Here is a 21,918-nt window from a genome sequence, read left to right as displayed (position 1 = left end):
TAGTGGTTTATTTTACGTAAGTTACAATCTTTTTAGATGAACCAAAAATGGTAGCCATGACTAACTGTTTCTAAATTAGAACCTTATTTTAAAAATCACGTAAATAAAGGAACCTTTTTTCAATTGTAATTGATGGTGTTTGTTCAAGGTCATAAAAAGATACAAATGTGAAGTAAACCAGCTAAGATCTTCGGATGATTTTGGACACTGTGGATAGTTACTTTTTTGTTAGGATAAATTTCACATTAAGAAAATCAATAATTAATTTATAGTTTAAACTTAGAATTGAAAAGTGATCTAATTTTTCTTTTTTTTTTAATTCGAATTACAGTATTTCCATTTTCTTGTTCAACAGACCATTCTCTATTATTAAGAATGTCAAAAAGGAAATTTAATTCTTGGGTGTTTTTATCCTTTGAAGTAAAAACTTGAATACAATTTGAATCTAAGAGTTTTACCGAAGTTCCAAGATAAATTTTTTTCAACTCGTTTTCATATTTCTTAGGATTAATTTCAATAGAACAATTTGTAGTTATTCCTTGTTTATAACCTACATGTTCCACTTTCCATTCACCATAAAAAAGTGAATCATTTGAATTTTGACCTAAAGCATGATTAAAAACCCCAGTTAAAAGAACTATTATAACGATCCGCATATATCATTGACGAATCATTTGAATTATTGTAACAATAATAGATTATTAAGAACAATTAGCTATAATGTATAGTATAAGAAGAGTAGTCATCCTTTATGCATGGAAATGATTTTACTCGATAATCGAGATTTAAATGCGCCAAGACTTGCCCGAGGTAGTTTATTGAGTCTTAGCTGTTTTTTTTAATTCTTCAATAATTTTTGAACTTACCCAGTAAATATCTTGATTACTGGTATAGAAGAAATACTTACCATCTTTTGATACAAAAGGACAAAGTTCATGGTTTTTAGTATTTATTTTATCTCCCATATTAATCGCCTTTGTCCATGTTTCATCTGTATTCTTGAAACTAATGTAGAGATCACCTCTACCCAAGCCTTCAGATCGTCTTGAACAAAAAATAATATACGTTTCTTTTGGGTCTACAAAAACATCAGCTTCATAATTAGGCGTATTAATTGAATCACTAAGCGCTATCGCTTTCTGAAACTCTCCATCAATATATTTAGAAGAATATATGTCAAAGCTGTTCTGTTTTTCCTCTTGGGCTCTTTTATTTGATGAAAAATACATGGTTCCTGTTGCTGTAAATGACATATAATATTCATTTCTATTTGAATTAATGTTAGAGCCCGCATTGATAGGTTCTGACCATTTCTTACCCACTTTTTCTACATACCAGATATCATGGTCTTGTTTGGCTTCTGTACCATCTAATGTTCTTTGAGAGATAAAATATAACCTCTTTTCATCTGGAGAAAGGAATGGATCATTAAACCCATATTTTTCATGCGATAAGATCGTTTTAGGTTCGCTCCACTTGTTTTCTATGAGTTCTGAATATCTTATTTCCGTTCTTCCGCCGATATCTACTCCATAGAAAAAAGCAGTAGCATCCTTATTAAAAACAGAACCAAATTCCGATTCTGTATTTTTAGAAATAAGACCGGGAGCAAATATTTCTGGATTTAAAGAGGGCGGTTTTTGTTCTAAGTATTTATAACGGTCGTCTACTTTCTGAGAACAGACTATAAGTGGAGTGAATAAACACCAGAAAAGAGACTTGATTACGATATGTTTCATTTAGTATTTGGTTTAAAAACCCCAACCATCAATTAAATATTCAACTTCGGTTAGTTTATATTTTTCTTTTCCATTTATAGATTCAAACCATAGTTCAAATCTTGCTGGGTAAAATTTTTTAAAAGTTCCTTCATAAATTACAGTTTTTGAAGAGAACAAATGATAAGCTTTATCTATTTTTTTTATGGTTTTTTCGGTCCGTTTAGGTAATTCCTCTTCCATTAGTTCTATTTCTCTTTCTGATTCAAAACCTCTTATATAGATTTTCCCTTTTTGTTCTGATTTATGCCAATAATAGAAAGTATAGCCTCCATATCCGGTTCCACTAATAATTAGTTTTTCAGTTCCAGATTTTAAGGAATCTATTTGGGCTTTTGAAAATTCCTCTACAGGCTTTTTCATATGAGATAGGTTTTTTGGAATTTCAAAGCTGCCAAAATTATTATCATACTGAATCTGATTCAAAGTAACCCCAACTAATACTAGTATGCCAATGACTCCAATTATTACGACAATCCAAAAGGCTCGTACAATTTTTAAACATATTTTTATGAATGTTGAGGATGTCATTTATATATTATACTTCAAATATTGTAATGATAATGTGGTCTTTTATATGTGGAACAATACTAAGCCTTGTCTTATTTTATATTTTCCCAGTAAAAATTAAATAATAAAAAACAATTAATCCGATCCATAATAATAGTTCTTTCAAGGCTTTTTTTGAAAGTATATTTAGTAGAGGTATTGTTGTTTTATCATAGTCTTTTTTGGGTTGTATCAAAACATCATAGTCTTTCAAATAAAATTTTTCGGTTACTTCTAATGATTTAGTATCTAAATAATCTTCTTGCTTTCTAGTTTTAACTTTATAATACGCTACAAAAAGGCAAATTATAGCGAATAAAACAAAAGGTACATCACTGATATGTAAAAACCGAGGATCAACCTCAATATATGGCACTGTTGTATCAAAAATTTTTAGTAGTATCATCTTTTTTATTTTAATGAGTAACGCTGTTTACTTGATTATCAGGATTTAAATACTCTGAGACTTGCCAGAGATAGTTTGTTGAGTCTTAGCTGTTTTTTTAATACAATTTCTTTAACCTTTTTAATGAAGGTTTTTAAAAATAACAAATTGCATATAAATATTTTTTTAATATTTCAGAACCTTCTCTTTATATATCAGAGTATTCTTGACTAATTTCTTTGATATATTCAAATTTTCTATTCTCGAAAGTTGATATTTAATTAAAGTTTATTTTCTCAAATAGGTGCTAATGTTTTGTTTAAAATACGTTTTAATATATTTTGTTAGCAAATGTTTTAATATTCTGTTGTAAATATTAAATCTGTTGAATCTTTACTTTGAAATACTTTTCCTACTTTCCCAGCTTGGAATCCTATTGAACTTCTATTAGAACTTAAAAATCCTTGAATCTGAAAAAGCAATTTCATTGTCTGACCTGATTTATCGGGATATGAAGATGTTTGATCCCAATAAGGATATCCAAATAATTTATCTTCATTACTACATTGTTTGTTTTCAAATTCCTCTAGTCGTTTAATATTATCGTATAGAAAACCCAAAACTTCTTTCCCAATTTTAGATTCAATATATTCTACCATATCTTCAAAATCAATTGGACTTGGGTAATCATCGAAAGCTTCCCATCCGATTATTTCCATTTCTGTTGATATCTTTTCTACAATAAGTTCAGAAAAGTTACTTTTAGCATCAAATATTTGATCGAAACTAACGGATACTTTGACTGGTGGATTAATGATTTTTACTTTTCTAAGTAAAGAACTGTTAATCTTATGATCACCAAGCTCGCAAGGAGTTCCAGCTAAACTTGCATTGACACATTGAAAATACTGAATTAAATAGTCTTTTTGTTTAAAAACTGGAATATCTGATAAGTTCAGTTGGAAAATTAGTGGCATTAACTTACCGCATACATTACAATCAGGCCAATCATTTACATTTTGAAGATAAGGATACCCCCTGTATTTTGAATTGATAGAGAATTTGGGTTCACAATTTTCTTGATTGATAATTGGTTTATAGGCAGTCTGCTTAAATGAATCTAATAATTCTCCTATTTGACTATTTTGCATATTCATCTCACAATATTTGCTATATATAGTGTTGGCATTAGTTTTTTTAATTATTACTAATCAGCTATACCAGCTTTTACTTTTACTAGATTTTCACCTTCAGTAAATTCAAGGAATAAACATTCATCTTTCGGTGATTTTCCGTTATATTCTATCGTATTTTCATCAGTTATATTTCTCCAAGCCCATTCACCACAATTAACTTTTCCAACTTCTATTTTGAATCCTCTTTTTTTAAGTTTAGATAAAACAATTGGAATCAGTTTATCAATTTGTAATTTACTGTCATATTCAACAGTCATATCTTTTATGTCGTTTGGGTTATCCGTAGAGGAATAATATATAACAGAATCCTTAGACTTAATTTTAGGTATTTCTAAGATACTTGTTTTATCATATATATTTTTCCACTCTAAAGATTCTTTTTTAAGGTCAAAAATTTCATTCTTATATATAGTAGACTTTAAATGAGAGCAACCTGTAGTCATAGAATAGATAAATACTATGGTAATAAATTTTTTTACATAAATTTTTATCTGATTCATTTTTTTAATTATTGCCAACGTTAAATGTATGGTGTTGTAGCTATCCCGCAGGGCAGCTATGCACTATACATAGTGTTGTAAAATCGTTTTTTTTATTCAATTTCGTTTCTAATTTCATTTCCCCAGTAATAGGCAAAATTATCAGCATAGTTTTCTGCTCTTTGCTTTTTATAGTTTGGACTCCAATATCTCTGATAAATACTATCCATTTGATGTCCGATTTCGTGAAGAAGTAAGCTTTCTAAATAATATCTCTTAATTTTTTCTTCAGTCCATTTTAAAGTCCAATTTCCTTTTGAGTGAATCAATTCAGGCTCGTAGTCAGAATACCATTTTAGTGTTTTGTTAGATGGTTTTTTATTTCCAAATTCCATTTTTAAGTCAGTCGGAAATGGGTAAAGTACAATTAAATTCACTCCACTACCACAAATGAAACAACCTTGAAAACTTCCTTCTTTTTCATATTCTTTATTGGTCATTTTTCTCAACCATATATGAGTCAGATTCTCCGTGTGTTCAGATGGTAATTTCTCTAAAAACTCTTTAATTTCATCAACTGTTACTGGGAAATATAAATCTCTTGATGAATTATCCACTATAAAAATTGGTGTTTCTTCATTTTCAGTTGGTGCTGAAAAATTATGTTGTCGATTGAAAATATTATCTGCAAGTTTCGGTCTTTTTCTTCCGCCTTTTACATCCCCGAATTTTCGACTTTTTTTCCAAGCTGTTTCTTTTCTATTTTGTCTCATTTCGGTTTTTGTAAAACGTTTTTATTTATTCATTTGTTTTTCAAACTCACTCAATATATAATCAGCATCATTTTCGGATAGCTCATTAATTTCAATATTACTCTTCACTTCATTTTTCGACATCATAGTTCTCATAGGAATAATTTTAAACACATCCTTTCTTTCTTCTACTTTTTTATACTGCTTTTCATTCAAAACGTTCTCAAATGTTCCTTTCATTTTTAACCAAAGATTAATTTCTTTATCAATATTGAGGTCACGTTTAAAATTTGTAATTGTTTCCTCTAAACTTATTGGATGTACTTCCTCAAAAGTCTGGTGAATCGATTTAATTTTTGTCAGTTGGTCTTTAGTTAAGTCTTCGTGTTGAATCGGTCCAGGTATTAATTCGTTTGGGTCAATAGTAATCGTTTCACTTTCTTGTTTTTTGGTCTTATTAGTACAGGAAAATATTAATAAAGCAATTCCGATTACAGCAATTATTGTTAATGTTATTTTCATTCAGTTTAAATGTTTTACAACGTCTAGTATAAGCGTCAGTTACGGGTTAAATTAGCGATTATTTTCGGTTTGACACAGGCTTTAGCAATTCCGAGTGGATTCGGACGTAGTCGAATCCGCCGTAATTGCGTTTATACATTGTTGCCCACAGTATTTATTTTCCGTTCAAAAAATTCTTTACTTCTGAAAAATTGGTTAAATCATAAATTGTTCGGGTATACCACTGAACTAAAATCATATCATATTTTTTGCCTAGCTCATAAAGTCCGTTCAACAAGCTTGACTTATGCGCATCTTTCCAATTTGTACAGTCAAACCAAATGTACTTAGCGATTTTATTTTCGGGTGTTATTATTATTCCTTTCCTTAATTCGCCAAATCCAATTGAATTTTCTATTTCGGAGGAGTATTCCACTCCTCCATAATAAGGCAAAACAGACTTAAACTGAGGAATGTTAAGAGATGATAATAAATTAATAACCTCAGACATATCGATATTGAGTGCTAATGTAGGATATGGCTTTTGTCCGATTGGGCGTTTTCCGAAATAGGAATTATATTCCTTTAATGACCAAGCTTCATAGTCTTCAAGCTCGTCCAAAGCAATAAATTCGTTTTTTACAAAGTCAATATTATTTTTGGACATTATCTCAGTTTCCATAAAATCAGGCTCAAGAATTGTAATTGTTTTTTGTGGTTCACTCATATTGTGGGCAACGGTTGAGCTATGAACAGTATGGGAGCAAACTAGCGTTTGCTTTCCGCCACACACATAGCGAAATCTTTTTGTTTTGATTTATTTTTTCTTGTCCAGAGCAAAATCCCAAAGATTTTGCGGACTTCATAAAAATACGCTAACCTTTCGGTTAAGCCCTAAGCCCGTATTGTTCATAGGTTTTGTTGTAAAACGTTTTTATTGCGCTTTCTTGTCTAGAACTAATACTTGATATTTCGTCCAAATATTGTCGCCTTCTCCATCAAAAATTCGTTTCTGGCACCAACCAAATGGGAATAAAGTTCCTCCGTTCCAATAAAAAGGAAATGAATTTTCGCCAAAACTTTCATGATTTCGTTCAAACCAACCTTTTCCGTGGTTACGTTCAATTACCTCCATTATATAGAAACCGAACTGAATAGCAATTCCGTTTAGTCCCTCGTCATTTTTAGTCTGTTTGTATTCTGCGTGAATTTCAGATAATACTTTCTCTACATTTTTTATCGACTTATCCGTGTAATCTAGTTTGACCTCAAATATTTCTCCAATTTCGATTGCATAATCAATCATTTCGGATTGTAGCTTTTTCAGTTCAGGAGTAGTTGTTTGGCTTTGCATTAGGTTGGTGAAAATAATTAAAAATGCTGTTAAAATTAGTTTGTTTGACATCATTGAAAATTTGGTAAAATGTTTTACAACGTCTCGGCTATGGTTAGTACGGGAATTAAAAGTAGTGAACTTTCGATTAAGCACTTAGCCAAAACTTTTTATTTTGTTTTATCTTTTTGTTTATAAAGCCAAATCAAAAGATTTGGTGGACTTGATTTAAAGCTCCGAACTTTGGGTTAAGTACCAAAACCCGTATTAATTATAGCATCGATGAAAAAGCAGTAAGTCGAGTATCTTTAAAGTGAACTAAAAATTAAAGATATGGAAACTCAAATTACTGCATGCCCTAAGTTATATATTGGCATTGACATACACAAGAGAAGTTGGAAGGTTCATTGTGCTACGGATTTATTTTCGGGTAAATCATTTAGTATGTCTCCTGATCCGGAACAATTGTATAGATATGTTTTAAAACATTTTTCTGCTCATCAAGTAAGTGTAGCTTATGAGGCTGGTTGTTGTGGTTATTATGCCCACCGTTGTTTTGAGAGTTATAGTTGGCGCAGCTTGGTAGTCAATCCTGCTGATATTTATAGAAAAGGTAAGGAGAAACATACCAAGACAGATAATATAGACGCACAGTTGATAGCTAGAGAGCTTAAAGATGGTCGTTTAGAAAGTATCATAATACGAGATATCAAGCGAGAAGAACTTCGTAGTTTGTTTAGAAGGCGAAATGATTTGGTTAAAGATTTTAGAAGGATTAAGAGTTACATCAAGATGCAGTTATTGTATTTTGGCATTAAAGAACCAGAGGAATTTGATAATGACCATTGGAGTCATAAGTATCGTAATTGGTTAGATGCTATAGTTTTTAAACATCCAACGGCAAAAGCTACTTTGGAGAGTCGCATGCGTTCCTTCCGATTTATAGATCAAGAGTTACGAGGTGTATCAACACAATTGAGAAGATACTGCAAGACGCATTATAAGAAGGACTATATGTTACTGAGAAGCATCCCTGGTATTGGCGGGATAGTTGCTTGTGGTATTTTGTGTGAATTAGGCGATTTACGCAGATTCAATAGTGTAAAGCATTTAGCAGGTTATGTGGGTTTAGCCCCAGGGGTTCATCAAAGTGGTGCTAACTATAAGATCATGGGTATTACACCACGTGCACATCGACTGATACGAAGTTATTTTGTTGAAGCCTCGTGGCAAGCGATACGTACAGATCCTGTGATGCAGGCATATTACCGTAAGCATATGGGTAAGAACGTAAAGAGTATTATTATCAAAGTAGCAAGAAAGTTACTAAGTAGAACATTAGCAGTTATAAAAACAGAGACTCCTTATACGATAGGAGTGATATCCTGATAAAAAGTAACCATAACAAAGCTCATAGATAAAGCTCGTATCACAAAACAACGTGGGTGATCTAAGGTATTAGAATCACATTTTTATAGCAAGTGACCGAGTTTATTATAACTTAATAATCATACAGATGCTGGTGACGTTTCGTAAAAAAGAATCGATCACAAATAGGATGCGGAGCAAGTTATATTAAAAGAAAAAAAGGTGGTTTAAAGCAAAAAAGAAAATATTATTTATCTTTAGAGAACTGGACTAAGGCTTTTCATAGGAGCCATTGTTGTATGCCGTTTTATTAAAACACTATTTATTAATTAGTTTTTGATTAAAGCGCAATAGTCTATTTTTTTCAAAATTTCATGAATTATACGTAAGTCAATCAAACATAATTGAATCCTTTTGTACGATAGTTTGCCAATTTTCACCATCAAAAAGGGCGATGTCGGAAGTTCCAACGGACCAAAGACCACTTGGCCCTGTAAAAAGAATCATTGATGTACGCATGTTAGTATTTAACTGCTTAAATATGGACAGTTTATTGTCTTTCCATTTTAATATGCCCGATAAAGTTGAAAAATATATAGCGTCTCCATATTTTCTGACTGACCAAATATCTTTAGTCAATAATTTATTTTCAATAATTGTCCATTTGTTTTTACGTCCTTTTAGAATGACTCCATCATTTCCACCAATGAATACTTCATTATTATGAACATCTCCGTCATTTAGTATCAGTTTGGTCGGAGATTTTATTTGATTCCAACTACCTTCCGAGTTTGAAAATATAAGTCCTGACCAACCAAATCCATATAATTCTTTCTCATTAAATCCCGTTAAGTTTTCAAAACTTTTAAGAGAATGATTTGATTTGGTCAAATCATGACTTAATTCTTTCCAATTATTTTTACCTTCTTGGAATAAATAGTAGTTAGTTCCTCCTGCATAAACCTTACCATCAATATTTTTTAAAAATCGAAAAACTGTTATTGGGTATTCTTTATTAATTCCTTCAATAAGGTTTGCATTTGAATTCTTGCCAGGAGAAGCATTTACAAATCTACCCCAAGGTGAAATTAATGCAATTCCATTTTTTTCTGAATTGTATGAAATACCTGCACTTATCCAACGAGTATGTGCCTGTTTATTCCACTTTCCATCTGGAGTTCTGCGTAAAAGAATTGTGTGCGGAGAGGTATCTAAATCTAGATTATTATCTTCTGCAGCTATTAAAATTGTTTTATCGGGTAGTTCAATACCTGAAATAAAATTGTAATGATTAGTTTTCATAATGATTGGTATGGCATACAACGGTCTTGTGTATGAAACGTAGCGTGCAAAAAGACACTAACTTTTCGTCCCGATAGCTATCGGGATAACACAGAGCCAAATTTTTATATTTTGTTTTTAATTTTTTCTCTTTTAAAAGCCAAATTAAAAATTTGGCGGACTTTATAAATATACACAAACCTTTCGACTAAGTACTTTTTAGCTATGTTTTATACACCGTGTTGGCATTTTGTTTTTTTTTAGTAATACTTAATTTTATACAAGAGCTTATCATTAGAAAAAGTTAATAAACCTTCATTAGGAAATCTGTGTCCAACTTTATTACATTTAACTTCAATAATATTGTCATTTATATAGTTGAATTCAGTAGTCAATTCACCCTTAGTACAAGTAGTTTGAATCCTTTTATAGAATTTAATTATTTGATTTTCTTTATTGTAATCAAACTTATATTCTAATTCGTTATTTTCATACCCTTTTGTGTCTTTTTCTGAAAAGGAGCTTTGATGAAAAAAACCTTTTTTAAAATATCTAATTAAATAACCATCTGAGTTATAAGTGTAATTATTTGAATCACCATTGTAGGGTGGTGGCGTATCAAGAAATCCGCCTGTAATTACTATGAGATCGCTATCATTTATGTCAATTGAGTTATCATTATTGTATGTATAGTAATATTTGTATCCGTATCGGGAATATGATTTTTCTACACATTTTCCGTCTTCATTCAAAATGATATTGCCTAAAAGTATGTCTTTGCCTTTTGCTTTACAATAAATAGAAATTTCTTTAGCATTTTTTAGATTCAGTAATTTAACAATATCTTCAATTGACTCATTCGAATCTTCTTTATATAAATATGATTCCGTTTGGGAATAGCAATCAATACTTAAAAGAAATGTATATAGAATGATTAGTCTTAACATTATTTTGTTTGGTATTTTTAATGAATGCCAACAATTGGATAGCATCATTGATGCTATCCAATTGTGTGCGCACTAAGATAATAAATAAACTTTAGCTATTTTTAGACACCAAAACCTTAATTCAAAAGCCTAGTAAACAAATCAATGAGTGCTGTATTGGCATTTGAGGGCACAGGCAATTCATTATTTCCTAAATACAAACCAAAAGCAGACTCATGATAAGTATGGTAGGTAAAATGAATGTTATTTTCTTGAGCAATAGATACCATATCGGTCACAAAATCTAAACCACCTTTTCCGTCTTGAAAACAAGGGAACCCAGCACCAAATTCGCCCATATATAATGTTACATTTTTAGTAGCAGCCCAGTCAATATAACTACGAAGTTCACTTTCTAAATAGGCTTTATTGCGGACTAAAACAGGTTCGTCTGAAGTATAAAAATCTAAACGTAAAGAGCAGGTACTATTGGTAGCAGCATCAATACCTTTCATCCAGCCGCTAACTTCATAAGAATAGCCTTGTTTGGGTATAAAGGTTTTAATGCCATTAGACAGGTTGCAATTGCCAGATGCATTTTCAATAAAAAGACTTTTGCTATCGGTATTCCCTTCAGAATTGCTTAAACCAGAGTTTCCTGATCCGTTTTCATTCCAATAGAACCATCCGTTGAGATCGTTTAGGTCTAAGCTAATAACTTCTCTGGTAAAATTACCATTTGGGTCATATTCTTTCACTACCATATCATCAAAAAATACTTTACCATCACCAATATTAGTACCCGCTACAATAGGTGTAGCCACTTTAATATTAGGATCGCTTATGGTATAGCGATTTCCCTCATAAAATGTCCAATCAGAAGTTCCACTGCCTAGAGTAGGGTTATTTGTAGTGGCATACCATTCAGCCGCGCTACTTACTTCTACTTGTTGTTCATCAGGATACTGTCCACCATCACCTAATTTTGCAAATTCTAGTAACTGGTGTGTATAAAAGAAAGGCGCATAACCATGAAACTCATATACTAAATTTGTGCCGTTAACTTCTGGAAAATTAAGATTATCAGATTCCGGGCTGTTTTTTACATATATAGCTTGCTCTATAAAAAGCAAATGTTTTTTATTTACAGTTCTTATCTCATTAATAAGTCTTTGTGCAAGAGTGGTCCATTGGTTTATAGATTGCGTAGGTACAGGCTCATTTACAGGGCCAAAACCTGCAATTTGCACTTCGCCTTTATAGCGCTCGGCAATAGCTTTCCAAAGCGCAGCTAATCTATTTTGGTTTTCTACGTCTTCCCATAGCGCATCTCCTTCTCCTTGAGATTGGTAACCTCCTTGTGGTGCATGCATATTTAAAATAAGATACACATCATTCTTTTTGGCCCATTCAATGTTTTTATCTATCCAATCCCAACCCGTTTGTTTGTAGGTGTAGGGGTTGGCATCATCTTCTAGAGTAGTATAGTTGAGGTAAAAACGTACGACATTCATGCCCATTGCTTTTACTCTTTCATAATCTATTTCGGCATGATGCTCTTCGCGTGGCAAGTCACTATTTTTCCAGATAAAATTCCCAAAGGCAACTCCTTTTAAATAGACAGGGTTTTGGTCTGCATCTACTATTTGTGTGCCTTGTAATTGTAGTACTAAATCTTCGTTAACTTCTGCTACCGGTTCTGGAGTAGGTTCACTTACAGGTTCTGGTTCAACTCTAATAACATTTACAGCATCTTTACCACAAGAAATGCATAAAAACAACAAAAAGGTATAAAAAAGAGGTTTCATAGCGGTTTTTTACTAAATATACGGAAAACAGATGATTTTTGGTTGTTACGATTTTAGCTTTTAGCAATCAAAAACCTAGTAATTAGGGTTTAAAAAAGTGTTAGAAGGCTTGAATTTTAAAAACAGAGAGATTTAAAAAGTGGCTAATATATACTTCTTGATTAGATTATGAGCTTGTATTTTTTTCTTTTGGCAAACTAATAATAAAGCTAGTTCCTTGGCCTAGGGTACTTTCTATTTTAATGGACCCTTCTAGCTTTTCTACTAATGTTTTAACAATTGCTAAACCTAATCCATGAGAACTTTCTCCATCGGTAGGTTGTGCAGAGAGTTTTTGAAACATTCCAAATGCTATTTTCTGATCCGCTTTAGACATGCCAGGGCCATAATCTTTAAAAGAAATAACTACATCATTATTGCTAGTGTTTACAGATAACTCTATTTTACTCCCTTTTTCTGAAAACTTAATAGCATTCGTCATCAGATTATCAAAAATACGGGTGACCAATTTTTTATCTGCATGGATTTTAACGGATTCTTCGTCAAAATACGTTATCAGTTTTTGATCTTTTTGATCTAACCGAGTCATGTAGCTTTTCTCCCATTCTTCAATAAACTCAGAAAGCTTAAAGTTCTTAGATTCAATTCTCTTTTTTTCATGATTTACATTACTCATAAAAAGTAAATCTGTGATGAGGCTAATCCCATTTTTAACGGATTCATTAATGTACCCAATATATGTTTTTTGTTCCTCATCTAAATTTCCATTATCTTCTATTAATTGACTAAGACCAGAAATATTACCAAGAGGGCTTTGTAAATCATGAGCTATAATACCGATAATTCCATCCTTTTCCTTATGCAATTTCTCTAGTTCGCTATTTTTTTCTACCAATTCTTTGGTTTGTTTAGCTACTTCCTTTTGTAGTAGGGCTTCTGCTCTTTTTAAGCCTGTAACTCGTAGATAATAGATTGTAAAAATGGATCCAATTATTAATAAAATGGCAAGGACTCTGAACCAAAGAGTTCCCCACCAAGGCGGTTTAATATTAATAATTAATGATGTTTCTTGCTCATTCCAGACTCCTTCATTATTAGAACCTTTTATTTTTAATACGTATTTTTTTGGATCTAAATTTGTAAAAGTTAGGTCATGTTTAGTACCATATTTAATCCATTCTTTATTAAACCCTTCTAAATAATATTGGTATTTATTTATTTGAGAATTTGAGAATTCTAAAGCGGAGAATTCAAAGGTTAAATTATTCTGGTCATAGCTTAAATCTATGGCATCTAATTCAGAAATATTTTTGTCAAAAGATATCGATTGATTATTAATTTTTATATCGGTAAAAACTACATTAGGAATGTATGTATTGCTTTTTATATCATTTGGGTAAAACATTGTAAATCCAGTAGTGCCACCTACTAATAAAGTCCCATCTAAGCCTAGCGAATGACCTCCCATGTCTAGAATGTTATTTTTGGGAATGGTAATATTCTTGAACTGCATATTAAGAGGATTAACTCTAGAGACGCCATTAGGTGTTGTTAGCCAAATATGATGATCAATACCTGGTAGAATGCCATAGATAACCTCACTTGGTAGGCCTTCATTTATTCCATATTTTTCGAATTTTTCAGATTTAGGATTAAATATAGATAAGCCACTCCTAGTACCAATCCATAATTTATGCTTACTATCAAGGAATAAAGAACGAATTTTATTTCCAATAATACAGTTGTCACAACCATCTTTATAATCCCATAGTTTAAATTTATGAGTTTTGGTATTAAGAAGAATCAACCCTCTATTACTCCCTACCCATATTTCTGATTCAGAAGCTTTTAATACACAGTTTACATATAAATTAAGTAAAGTCTCATTATTATTTTTTGGGTTTACGGTTTTAAATTCGCTTGTAACAGTATTGTAGGCTAGAAAACCAGTTCCTATCGTACCAAGCCAGAGTATGCCATCTTCTGGCTCATAGATACTCTCAATATGTCTCAGTTTAGTTGCTAGCGGACTATTTGCAAAACCCTTTGCTAGTATAAATTGATCTTGTTTTTGGTTATATTGATAGAGTCCACCGCCTTGAGTACCTACCCATAAATCATTGCTTTTTGAGCGATAGATTTCACGGATTTTAGGTTTTTTTATATCTGCTTTGTAATTAAAGTCCTTTATGTAGTTCTTGTATAAATTAGATGTTGGATTGAATCGACTTAGGCCATTACTAGTTCCTATCCATATGGTACTGTCTGGATCTTGTAACATTGCCCTTACATCGTTATTTACTAACGAATTGCTATTGTTTATATCATTTTCCCAGTGTTTAAAGATTAAATTTTTTATATTCAATTTACTCAAGCCCATTCCTCTAGTCGCTATCCAAATGTTTTTTGATTTATCAACAAGAACATCTTGTACTAAATTATTAGCAATCTTATAATTGGAGTTTCCATCAGAGGTATAAACAGCTATTTTGTTTGTCCCTAATTTATAGTGGATTAAACCATTACCATTTGTACATAACCAGATACCTCCATTATGATCATTATAAAGACTCCAGATATATACATCTTTTATAAAATTTCTATCATTGATATCATCTAGTGCAATTTTTTCATACGCCTTAGTCTTTGTATTTAGCAGTGCTACTCCATTGTCTGTACCAACCCAAAGCGTACCATCTACAAAAACGAGATCACTTATAAATTCTGAAGGAAGTTTATCTTCACCAGAATATTTTAAATGAGGCGTAGTAAAGGTACCATTAGAAGGAGTGAAGTAGTAAAGCCCATAAAACTCATCTCCTATCCAAAGATTACCCTTATGGTCTTCAACAATACCTTTTATAGAATATTTACATTTTTCACATGTGTTAGGTTGTATCCAATGTTGAAAATTCTGTTGGGAACGATCAAACAAATTCAACCCATTTTTTGTGCCTACCCATATTCTTGACTTACTGTCTTCGTATATTCGGTTTACTACATTATTACTTAACGAGCTTTTATCATTTTTTTGATGTTTAAAACGAGTTATAACACCCGTAGTGGTATTGTAACGATTTAATCCGCCGCCATTTGTTGCAATCCATATATTTCCTTCAGAATCTTCTAATAAATCATTAATTAAATTATCCGAAATGGTGTTGGGATTGTTTACATCATACTTAAATATTTTATAATGATACCCATCATATCGGTTCAACCCATTATTGGTGCCAATCCAAATGAATCCTTTGGAGTCTTGAATAATACAATTTGGGTAATTGGATGAAAGTTTAGCTTCATTTTTTTCTAAAAACTGAGCATTAAGGCTAATTAAGGTAAGAAAATACAATACCGTGGCAAAAAATATTTTATTTCTGAGATATTGCATTTATCAAAAAAATTTAACAGTAAAAATAGTAAAATATTACTAAAATAAACCTTGAAATTCTTTTTCATTAAATGATCGTATTTTTAAAACAAAGAGAGAAATATAAACACGATAAATGGAGTAATTTTAATTGTAAATAATTTTATTACTTTAGTTTAGCACAAACATTTAAATTTATAATGAAGCAAAACATACATTTTTTCTTATTTTTTCTATTGATTTTAAGCTTCTCTGCCTGTGAAACTATTCCGAAAGAAGAAAAGCTTTTAGAAGAAGAAGTAGCAGCGATAAAAACAGAATTTGCTCCAGATAAACGTGTAGCCCTATTTAATATTGAGGTCACAAAAAAAGACCATAGTTATGTGCTAAAAGGAGAAAGTAATTTACCCGATGCTGTTGCCAAATTTAAAAGTCTATTAGAAAAAGACAATTTAACATATACAGATCGTATTACGGTATTACCAAAGACAGCTTTTGCAGATAGTACCTTGGCATTAGTAAATATATCTGTAGCAAATTTAAGAAGCAAGCAAGGCCATTCTTCCGAATTGGCTACACAAGCCACCTTAGGAACGCCTTTAAAAGTATTTAAAAGAGAGGGCGATTGGTATCTGGTACAAACACCAGATAAATACATTTCTTGGGTAGACCATGGTGGCATTAGCATTCAAAATAAAGAAATATATAAAAATTGGAAAGCAGCTAAAAAAGTTATCTATCTCAATACATTTGGGTATTCTTACGAAAGTACTGATGTAAATGCAGCTATAGTTTCTGATTTAGTTTCTGGAAGTATTTTAGAATTGATAGCAGAAGAAAACGATTTTTATCAAGTAAAATATCCTGATGGGCGTTTGGCATTTATAAAAAAAGGAGAAGCTAAAATTTACAATGCTTGGTTAAAGCAGTTAAGCCCTAATGATAACACTTTAGTAGCAACTGCTAAAAAAATGATGGGCTTGCCTTATTTATGGGGCGGAACATCTACTAAAGGGGTAGACTGTAGTGGCTTTACCAAAACCATTTATTTTCTTAATGGTTTAGTGATCCCAAGAGATGCATCCCAACAAGTGCATACCGGACTTTTGGTGGATGATCAAAAAGACTTTGAAAAATTAGAAGTAGGAGACTTGTTATTTTTTGGAACACCAGCTACAGAGACAAAAAAAGAAAGGGTAGTGCATGTTGGCATGTGGATTGGTAATAATGAATTTATACACTCTTCTGGTAAAGTACATATCAGTAGTATGGATAAAAATGCCGAGAATTACGATGCCTTTAATTTAAACCGATACTTACGCACCAAACGGCTTTTAAAACAACAAGAACCGGCTTTGGTTAATTTAGCTGAGGTTCCTATTTTTTAAAATGAAATTATTTTTAATAGCAATACTCGTATTTGGATGCATTAGTTGTAAAGGACAAGCTAAAGATGCTATAGAGGACAACAATCTTGAAACGAAAATTGAAACAATTCAATCAACAGAACAACAATCTTCAATTAAAAATTTAGCAGAACTAAAACTAGAAAGCGATAGCAATAAAAGCTATGAATCTGTAAAAAAGGCTATTGAAGAAACTAGAGCAGAAATCAATTTCAATACTGTAAATACAGACTCCCTTAGTAAACTATTTAAAAAGGCATTACTGCATCAGGTAATCCCATTTTGGGAAGGCACTCCTTGGTCTTTTGAAGGACATACCGCAACACCAAAAAAAGGAAAGATAGCCTGTGGTTATTTTGTGTCTACAACTCTTAAAGATGTAGGCGTACATTTAAATAGATATGCATTAGCACAACAAAGCCCTATTAATGAAGCAAAAAGTATCGCTGTTAATTCTCAATTGATAGCAATATCAGGAAATTCTAGCGATCAAAATATAAATACAATTCATCAAAAACTACCAGAAGGTATTCATTTTATTGGTTTTGATCAAAACCATGTAGGGTATATTTTAAAAGAAAAAGGAAAATTGTAGTTAATACACTCCAATTATATTGAGGCAAAAGGAGTAGAAATAGAAGAAATTGAAAAATCTGATGTTTTTTTGTCCTACACTAAATTTTATATAGTAGAAATAAGTACTAATTCCAGTTTTTTAAAAAGTTGGATTACTGGAAATGAGCTTGTTGTATTTAAAGAATAATTCTTTCCTATTTTTAGATTCAATAAACAAGTTAAATTATAAATATTTTCAAAAGGTTAATTTTTTTTGTTCTCTTACCAAACATGTTTGTATCTGCAGAAATTATTACTGAAACCAGGCGCTTAGAAAGAGTTTTTAATTAGTTTAAAGAGCTCTCAGGCAAGTAAAAAATTCTTTAAAATGGCTTAATAAAATAGTATAATAGAGGGCCAATTTTCTGTACACTAATTTTTAGTATTTACTGGTTTTGTTATTTGTGTTAAGCTTTGTTTTTCAAAGAGTTAACCTCTTTTTTTGACCTTTTATAAAGCGCCAGATACTTTACTTGTTTTGGCTCATAATGATGTAGATATTTGGTTAAATAAATTAAAAAATATAATTATGGAAATTTTTAAATTAAAAGACACAATGGTAGTTAATCAAAAAAGTATTAACGAGCTAGGATTTACAAAATTAGATGACAATGCCTCTTCTGAGTTAAAGGGAGGAAGATGTCCTACTCAGGCTAAGAGATGTAGTGCGTACAGACGAAGACGAAGACCATGAAGATAGCTTTAGAAACTCTAATAAAAAGTAAACAATAGGATACTTTTTATACAATCCATTAATTTTAAAGAAACCCTTGCAGCGTAACTGTAGGGGTTTTTTAATGAAGAGATTTAAATAGAAAAAGGAGATGAGTTAAACACCTATTTTTAGATGTATTTATAGTTAAGCACTTATTTTATACTTGTTATTTGTACATACTTATTAAGTATCAATGACTTAGGTAAATTTTGCCTTTAATTTATAAAAACGCAACAACTTAAACAAAAAAATAACACCATTATTTTGACAATTTATTCATGATTAATTATCATTGCCTGAACTTTTACCTAAAAAAAAAAAAATTACAAAGTATGGAGATTAAAAAGCCCCAAGCCCCTCCCAAACCCACAAATCGTTTAAAAGCTACAAATACAGCTCATTCAAATATCTTAGACGATAACATAACCAATAAAATATTAACTGCTCTTGATCATTTTGAATTAGATAAAGAGTATCTCAATCAAAATATTACATTATATTCTGTAGCTAAAAATTTTAAAACGAATACCACTTACCTCTCTAATGTTGTTAATAATTATAAAGGAAAACGTTTTAGAGTATATTTAAGAAGATTAAGAATTAATGAAGTGTTATTGCAGTTAAAAGAAGATAAGACTTTACAACGCTACACAATCCTAGCTATAGCAAATGAGTTTGGATTCAAACGTCAGGAAACCTTTTCAAGAGCCTTTAAATCTATCACAGGTACGTACCCATCTACATATATAAAAGAAAATCTATTACATTAAAGATTGTATCTAAAAAATTAAAGTGCTTTAAACTTTTAGTAGGATAAAAAGATAGGGCTATAGAATTTGAGTGTGGTAACAAAAATATCCATAGCCCATATATAAAGATACTGTAGAAAAGGAGGTAGTTCCAAACACACTGCTCCTCTGAAGAGGTTTTTTCCAACGGTCCTTATCTGTAAAATCATCAATACCATTCTGTATAGGATGTAGAGTAGATTCCAATGAGGCCACCCGTATCTGTACTGTTCTAGGACAAAGTGATGAGCTGGGAGTCCGCGTACCCTCATGACTGTAAACACAGTTTTGAATGTAGCTTCAGAGATTTTTGGACAGGGTTTTTAAAAGGCACAGTAGACCACTTAATTTTTTCAGTGGATTTGGAAGAAAAGCAATACACCTGCCATTTGTGATGGTTAAAAAGTTTGATGTTTCAAAAGCAAATAATAGTAAAAACAAAAAATTAATTTAACGATAATGAAATTTCCTTTTTACAGACAGCCTGATGCGATGGATTGCGGAGCAACTTGTTTAAGAATAATTGCAAAGTATTATAAAAGAAATATTTCTTTATCTAAGCTTCGTAATTTATCTGAAACCACCAGAGAAGGTTCTTCGTTGAAAAAAATTTCTGAAGCAGCAGAAAGAATAGGCTTTAGAACACTAGGTATAAAAACAGATTTTCAAAAATTTCAAAAAGAAGCACCTTTACCATGTATTGTACATTGGAATCAAAAGCACTTTATTGTAGTTTATAAAATAAAAAAAGACGCTGTTTTTGTCTCTGATCCTGCACATGGTTTATTAGAATTTAACAAACAAGATTTTATAAAAAGCTGGATCGGAAACAAAGCAACTCAATCTACAGAAGAAGGTATTGTACTATTACTAGAAGAAACACCTAAACTTAGAAAAGTAGAAGATGATGACAATTCAGAAACAAAGCAAGGTTTTTCTTTTCTTTTTCAATACTTGTTTAGTTACAAAAGGTTTTTAATTCAATTAATAATAGGTTTATTAGCTGTTAGTTTACTACAATTAATTTTTCCTTTTTTAACTCAAAGTATTGTTGATATTGGTATCCAAAACCAAGACATTAACTTTATCTATTTAATTTTAGTAGCTCAGCTCTTTTTATTTATTGGAAGAACTACAATTGAATTAATACGAGGATGGATTTTACTTCATTTAAGTACTCGTATTAATATTTCTTTGATCTCTGATTTTTTTGTCAAATTGATGAACTTACCTATTTCATTTTTCGATGTTAAGATGACAGGAGATATTATGCAACGAATTGATGACCATCAACGAATTGAAAATTTGCTAACGAACTCTTCGCTAAATGTGTTATTCTCTATGTTTAATTTAGTGATATTCGGAGGTGTTTTATTTTGGTATAACGTAACAATATTTACTATTTTCTTTACTGGAAGTTTAATCTATTTTATATGGATAATGCTTTTCTTAAAAAAAAGAAAAGACTTAGATTATAAGCTTTTTTCTCAAATGAGTGGAGAACAAAGTAAAGTAATGGAGCTGATTAATGGAATACAAGAAATAAAATTACACAATGCGGAAAGAGAAAAACGATGGAGCTGGGAATACATTCAGACACGCATATTTAAAATTGAAATTAAGAGTTTAGCACTCGAACAGACTCAAGAGGTAGGTTCTAATTTTATCAATGAAATTAAAAACATTTTAATTACTATTTTTTCAGCAAAATTAGTCATAGATGGCCAATTGACTTTAGGTATGATGTTGTCTATCTCTTACATTATTGGCCAATTAAATAACCCAATTATGCAATTAATAGGGTTTGTGCACTCCGCCCAAGATGCTAAAATAGCACTAGAAAGATTGGCAGAAATACACAATAAAGAAGATGAAGAAAGTTTTGAAGAAGAAAAAAATTATGATGTTCCCTTAAATGCAGACTTTAACCTTAAAGATATTCGATTTCGTTATACTGGTAATATAGATGAGGTAATTAAAGGATTAGATTTAACAATACCCGTAAATAAAGTAACAGCCATAGTTGGAGCAAGTGGAAGTGGTAAAACAACCTTAATAAAATTATTACTAAAATTTTATGAGCCTACTGGAGGAGATATTTATTTAGGAAATCAAAATATGATAGCCATATCACATCGTGCTTGGCGAGAACAGTTAGGAGTAGTGATGCAAGACGGTTATATTTTTAATGATACCATTGCTAATAACATTGCCATAGGAGTAACTACAATTGATAAAGAAAGATTAAGAAAATCAGTTGAGATTGCCAATATCAAAGAATACATAGAAGATTTGCCTTTAGGGTATAATACAAAAATAGGAATGGAAGGAGTTGGTATGAGTGGTGGTCAAAAGCAACGCTTATTTATAGCAAGAGCAGTATATAAAAATCCAAAATTTATTTTCTTCGATGAGGCAACAAGTGCTTTAGATGCCAACAATGAAAAAATTATAATGGAAAATTTAAATCAATTTTTTAAAGAACGCACAGCAGTTGTAATCGCTCACCGATTAAGTACAGTTAAAAATGCCGATCAAATAGTTGTTTTAGATAAAGGAGTTATTATAGAAAAAGGAAATCACGAAGAATTAGTTAAAGCAGAAGGTCACTATTATAATTTAGTGAAAAATCAATTAGAATTAGAAAGATTAAATAATAAGTAATTAA

20 protein-coding genes are annotated in these 21,918 nt (G+C 31.1%); 6 read left to right on the top strand and 14 right to left on the bottom strand.

Features of this window, described 5'->3' with window-relative positions:
- Positions 1-266: 266 nt before the first annotated feature.
- The 10 genes from ACZ451_RS05470 to ACZ451_RS05425 form a co-directional block, all read right to left on the bottom strand.
- Positions 267-656, bottom strand: a complete 390-nt coding sequence (locus ACZ451_RS05470) for a hypothetical protein (protein ID WP_464216090.1) — start codon at positions 654-656, stop codon at positions 267-269.
- Between the two features lie 159 nt (positions 657-815).
- On the bottom strand, positions 816-1,739 hold the full coding sequence (locus ACZ451_RS05465) for a TolB family protein (protein ID WP_464216089.1): 924 nt from the start codon (positions 1,737-1,739) through the stop codon (positions 816-818).
- 12 nt (positions 1,740-1,751) lie between these two features.
- Positions 1,752-2,141 (bottom strand): hypothetical protein, encoded by a 390-nt coding sequence (locus tag ACZ451_RS05460; protein ID WP_464216088.1) that lies wholly within the window; start codon positions 2,139-2,141, stop codon positions 1,752-1,754.
- Between the two features lie 244 nt (positions 2,142-2,385).
- Positions 2,386-2,733, bottom strand: a complete 348-nt coding sequence (locus ACZ451_RS05455) for a hypothetical protein (RefSeq protein ID WP_464216087.1) — start codon at positions 2,731-2,733, stop codon at positions 2,386-2,388.
- A 335-nt stretch (positions 2,734-3,068) separates the two neighbouring features.
- Positions 3,069-3,863 carry a DUF1963 domain-containing protein gene (locus ACZ451_RS05450; protein ID WP_464216086.1) on the bottom strand — a complete coding sequence of 265 codons (795 nt, stop codon included), beginning with the start codon at positions 3,861-3,863 and terminating at the stop codon, positions 3,069-3,071.
- A 56-nt stretch (positions 3,864-3,919) separates the two neighbouring features.
- Complete coding sequence (locus ACZ451_RS05445) at positions 3,920-4,408, bottom strand: hypothetical protein (protein ID WP_464216085.1); 489 nt, start codon at positions 4,406-4,408, stop codon at positions 3,920-3,922.
- A 92-nt stretch (positions 4,409-4,500) separates the two neighbouring features.
- Complete coding sequence (locus ACZ451_RS05440) at positions 4,501-5,160, bottom strand: hypothetical protein (protein ID WP_464216084.1); 660 nt, start codon at positions 5,158-5,160, stop codon at positions 4,501-4,503.
- Positions 5,161-5,181: 21 nt separating this feature from the next.
- Entirely contained in the window at positions 5,182-5,661 is a 480-nt protein-coding gene (locus ACZ451_RS05435) for a hypothetical protein (RefSeq protein ID WP_464216083.1), read from the bottom strand.
- A 154-nt stretch (positions 5,662-5,815) separates the two neighbouring features.
- Positions 5,816-6,367 carry a hypothetical protein gene (locus ACZ451_RS05430; RefSeq protein ID WP_464216082.1) on the bottom strand — a complete coding sequence of 184 codons (552 nt, stop codon included), beginning with the start codon at positions 6,365-6,367 and terminating at the stop codon, positions 5,816-5,818.
- 207 nt (positions 6,368-6,574) lie between these two features.
- Entirely contained in the window at positions 6,575-7,045 is a 471-nt protein-coding gene (locus tag ACZ451_RS05425; protein WP_464216081.1) for a hypothetical protein, read from the bottom strand.
- Between the two features lie 261 nt (positions 7,046-7,306).
- Here ACZ451_RS05425 and ACZ451_RS05420 point away from each other — a divergent pair, with 261 nt between their 5' ends.
- Positions 7,307-8,362: an IS110 family RNA-guided transposase gene (locus ACZ451_RS05420; protein ID WP_464214865.1), complete on the top strand. Its 1,056-nt coding sequence runs from the start codon at positions 7,307-7,309 to the stop codon at positions 8,360-8,362.
- A 369-nt stretch (positions 8,363-8,731) separates the two neighbouring features.
- Here ACZ451_RS05420 and ACZ451_RS05415 read toward each other — a convergent pair whose 3' ends face one another.
- The 4 genes from ACZ451_RS05415 to ACZ451_RS05400 all read right to left on the bottom strand — a co-directional run bounded on the left by ACZ451_RS05415 (position 8,732) and on the right by ACZ451_RS05400 (position 15,747).
- Positions 8,732-9,643, bottom strand: coding sequence for a hypothetical protein (locus ACZ451_RS05415; RefSeq protein WP_464216080.1), 912 nt, complete (start codon positions 9,641-9,643; stop codon positions 8,732-8,734).
- A gap of 239 nt (positions 9,644-9,882) precedes the next feature.
- Positions 9,883-10,569, bottom strand: a complete 687-nt coding sequence (locus tag ACZ451_RS05410; RefSeq protein WP_464216079.1) for a hypothetical protein — start codon at positions 10,567-10,569, stop codon at positions 9,883-9,885.
- Between the two features lie 116 nt (positions 10,570-10,685).
- Entirely contained in the window at positions 10,686-12,356 is a 1,671-nt protein-coding gene (locus tag ACZ451_RS05405; RefSeq protein WP_464216078.1) for a glycoside hydrolase family 5 protein, read from the bottom strand.
- 166 nt (positions 12,357-12,522) lie between these two features.
- On the bottom strand, positions 12,523-15,747 hold the full coding sequence (locus ACZ451_RS05400) for a ligand-binding sensor domain-containing protein (protein WP_464216077.1): 3,225 nt from the start codon (positions 15,745-15,747) through the stop codon (positions 12,523-12,525).
- Positions 15,748-15,926: 179 nt separating this feature from the next.
- Here ACZ451_RS05400 and ACZ451_RS05395 point away from each other — a divergent pair, with 179 nt between their 5' ends.
- From ACZ451_RS05395 to ACZ451_RS05375, 5 genes are all read left to right on the top strand, one after another.
- Entirely contained in the window at positions 15,927-17,114 is a 1,188-nt protein-coding gene (locus ACZ451_RS05395; protein ID WP_464216076.1) for a C40 family peptidase, read from the top strand.
- A gap of 1 nt (position 17,115) precedes the next feature.
- Complete coding sequence (locus ACZ451_RS05390) at positions 17,116-17,727, top strand: hypothetical protein (protein WP_464216075.1); 612 nt, start codon at positions 17,116-17,118, stop codon at positions 17,725-17,727.
- 462 nt (positions 17,728-18,189) lie between these two features.
- Positions 18,190-18,441, top strand: coding sequence for a hypothetical protein (locus tag ACZ451_RS05385; RefSeq protein WP_464216074.1), 252 nt, complete (start codon positions 18,190-18,192; stop codon positions 18,439-18,441).
- Positions 18,442-18,794: 353 nt separating this feature from the next.
- Positions 18,795-19,232, top strand: a complete 438-nt coding sequence (locus ACZ451_RS05380; protein ID WP_464216073.1) for a helix-turn-helix domain-containing protein — start codon at positions 18,795-18,797, stop codon at positions 19,230-19,232.
- Between the two features lie 474 nt (positions 19,233-19,706).
- Positions 19,707-21,914 (top strand): peptidase domain-containing ABC transporter, encoded by a 2,208-nt coding sequence (locus ACZ451_RS05375; protein ID WP_464216899.1) that lies wholly within the window; start codon positions 19,707-19,709, stop codon positions 21,912-21,914.
- Positions 21,915-21,918: the final 4 nt, after the last annotated feature.

Source organism: Allocellulophaga tsushimaensis (assembly GCF_055383085.1).
Note: the sequence above shows the minus strand (reverse complement) of the source record. Positions and strands in the feature narration are given on the sequence as shown.

Bases quoted from the DNA above. Each gene is read 5' to 3' on its own strand.
- ACZ451_RS05470 (WP_464216090.1), bottom strand. From the start codon at position 656: ATGCGGATCGTTATAATAGTTCTTTTAACTGGGGTTTTTAATCATGCT.
- ACZ451_RS05465 (WP_464216089.1), bottom strand. From the start codon at position 1,739: ATGAAACATATCGTAATCAAGTCTCTTTTCTGGTGTTTATTCACTCCA.
- ACZ451_RS05460 (WP_464216088.1), bottom strand. From the start codon at position 2,141: ATGAAAAAGCCTGTAGAGGAATTTTCAAAAGCCCAAATAGATTCCTTA.
- ACZ451_RS05455 (WP_464216087.1), bottom strand. From the start codon at position 2,733: ATGATACTACTAAAAATTTTTGATACAACAGTGCCATATATTGAGGTT.
- ACZ451_RS05450 (WP_464216086.1), bottom strand. From the start codon at position 3,863: ATGCAAAATAGTCAAATAGGAGAATTATTAGATTCATTTAAGCAGACT.
- ACZ451_RS05445 (WP_464216085.1), bottom strand. From the start codon at position 4,408: ATGAATCAGATAAAAATTTATGTAAAAAAATTTATTACCATAGTATTT.
- ACZ451_RS05440 (WP_464216084.1), bottom strand. From the start codon at position 5,160: ATGAGACAAAATAGAAAAGAAACAGCTTGGAAAAAAAGTCGAAAATTC.
- ACZ451_RS05435 (WP_464216083.1), bottom strand. From the start codon at position 5,661: ATGAAAATAACATTAACAATAATTGCTGTAATCGGAATTGCTTTATTA.
- ACZ451_RS05430 (WP_464216082.1), bottom strand. From the start codon at position 6,367: ATGAGTGAACCACAAAAAACAATTACAATTCTTGAGCCTGATTTTATG.
- ACZ451_RS05425 (WP_464216081.1), bottom strand. From the start codon at position 7,045: ATGTCAAACAAACTAATTTTAACAGCATTTTTAATTATTTTCACCAAC.
- ACZ451_RS05420 (WP_464214865.1), top strand. From the start codon at position 7,307: ATGGAAACTCAAATTACTGCATGCCCTAAGTTATATATTGGCATTGAC.
- ACZ451_RS05415 (WP_464216080.1), bottom strand. From the start codon at position 9,643: ATGAAAACTAATCATTACAATTTTATTTCAGGTATTGAACTACCCGAT.
- ACZ451_RS05410 (WP_464216079.1), bottom strand. From the start codon at position 10,569: ATGTTAAGACTAATCATTCTATATACATTTCTTTTAAGTATTGATTGC.
- ACZ451_RS05405 (WP_464216078.1), bottom strand. From the start codon at position 12,356: ATGAAACCTCTTTTTTATACCTTTTTGTTGTTTTTATGCATTTCTTGT.
- ACZ451_RS05400 (WP_464216077.1), bottom strand. From the start codon at position 15,747: ATGCAATATCTCAGAAATAAAATATTTTTTGCCACGGTATTGTATTTT.
- ACZ451_RS05395 (WP_464216076.1), top strand. From the start codon at position 15,927: ATGAAGCAAAACATACATTTTTTCTTATTTTTTCTATTGATTTTAAGC.
- ACZ451_RS05390 (WP_464216075.1), top strand. From the start codon at position 17,116: ATGAAATTATTTTTAATAGCAATACTCGTATTTGGATGCATTAGTTGT.
- ACZ451_RS05380 (WP_464216073.1), top strand. From the start codon at position 18,795: ATGGAGATTAAAAAGCCCCAAGCCCCTCCCAAACCCACAAATCGTTTA.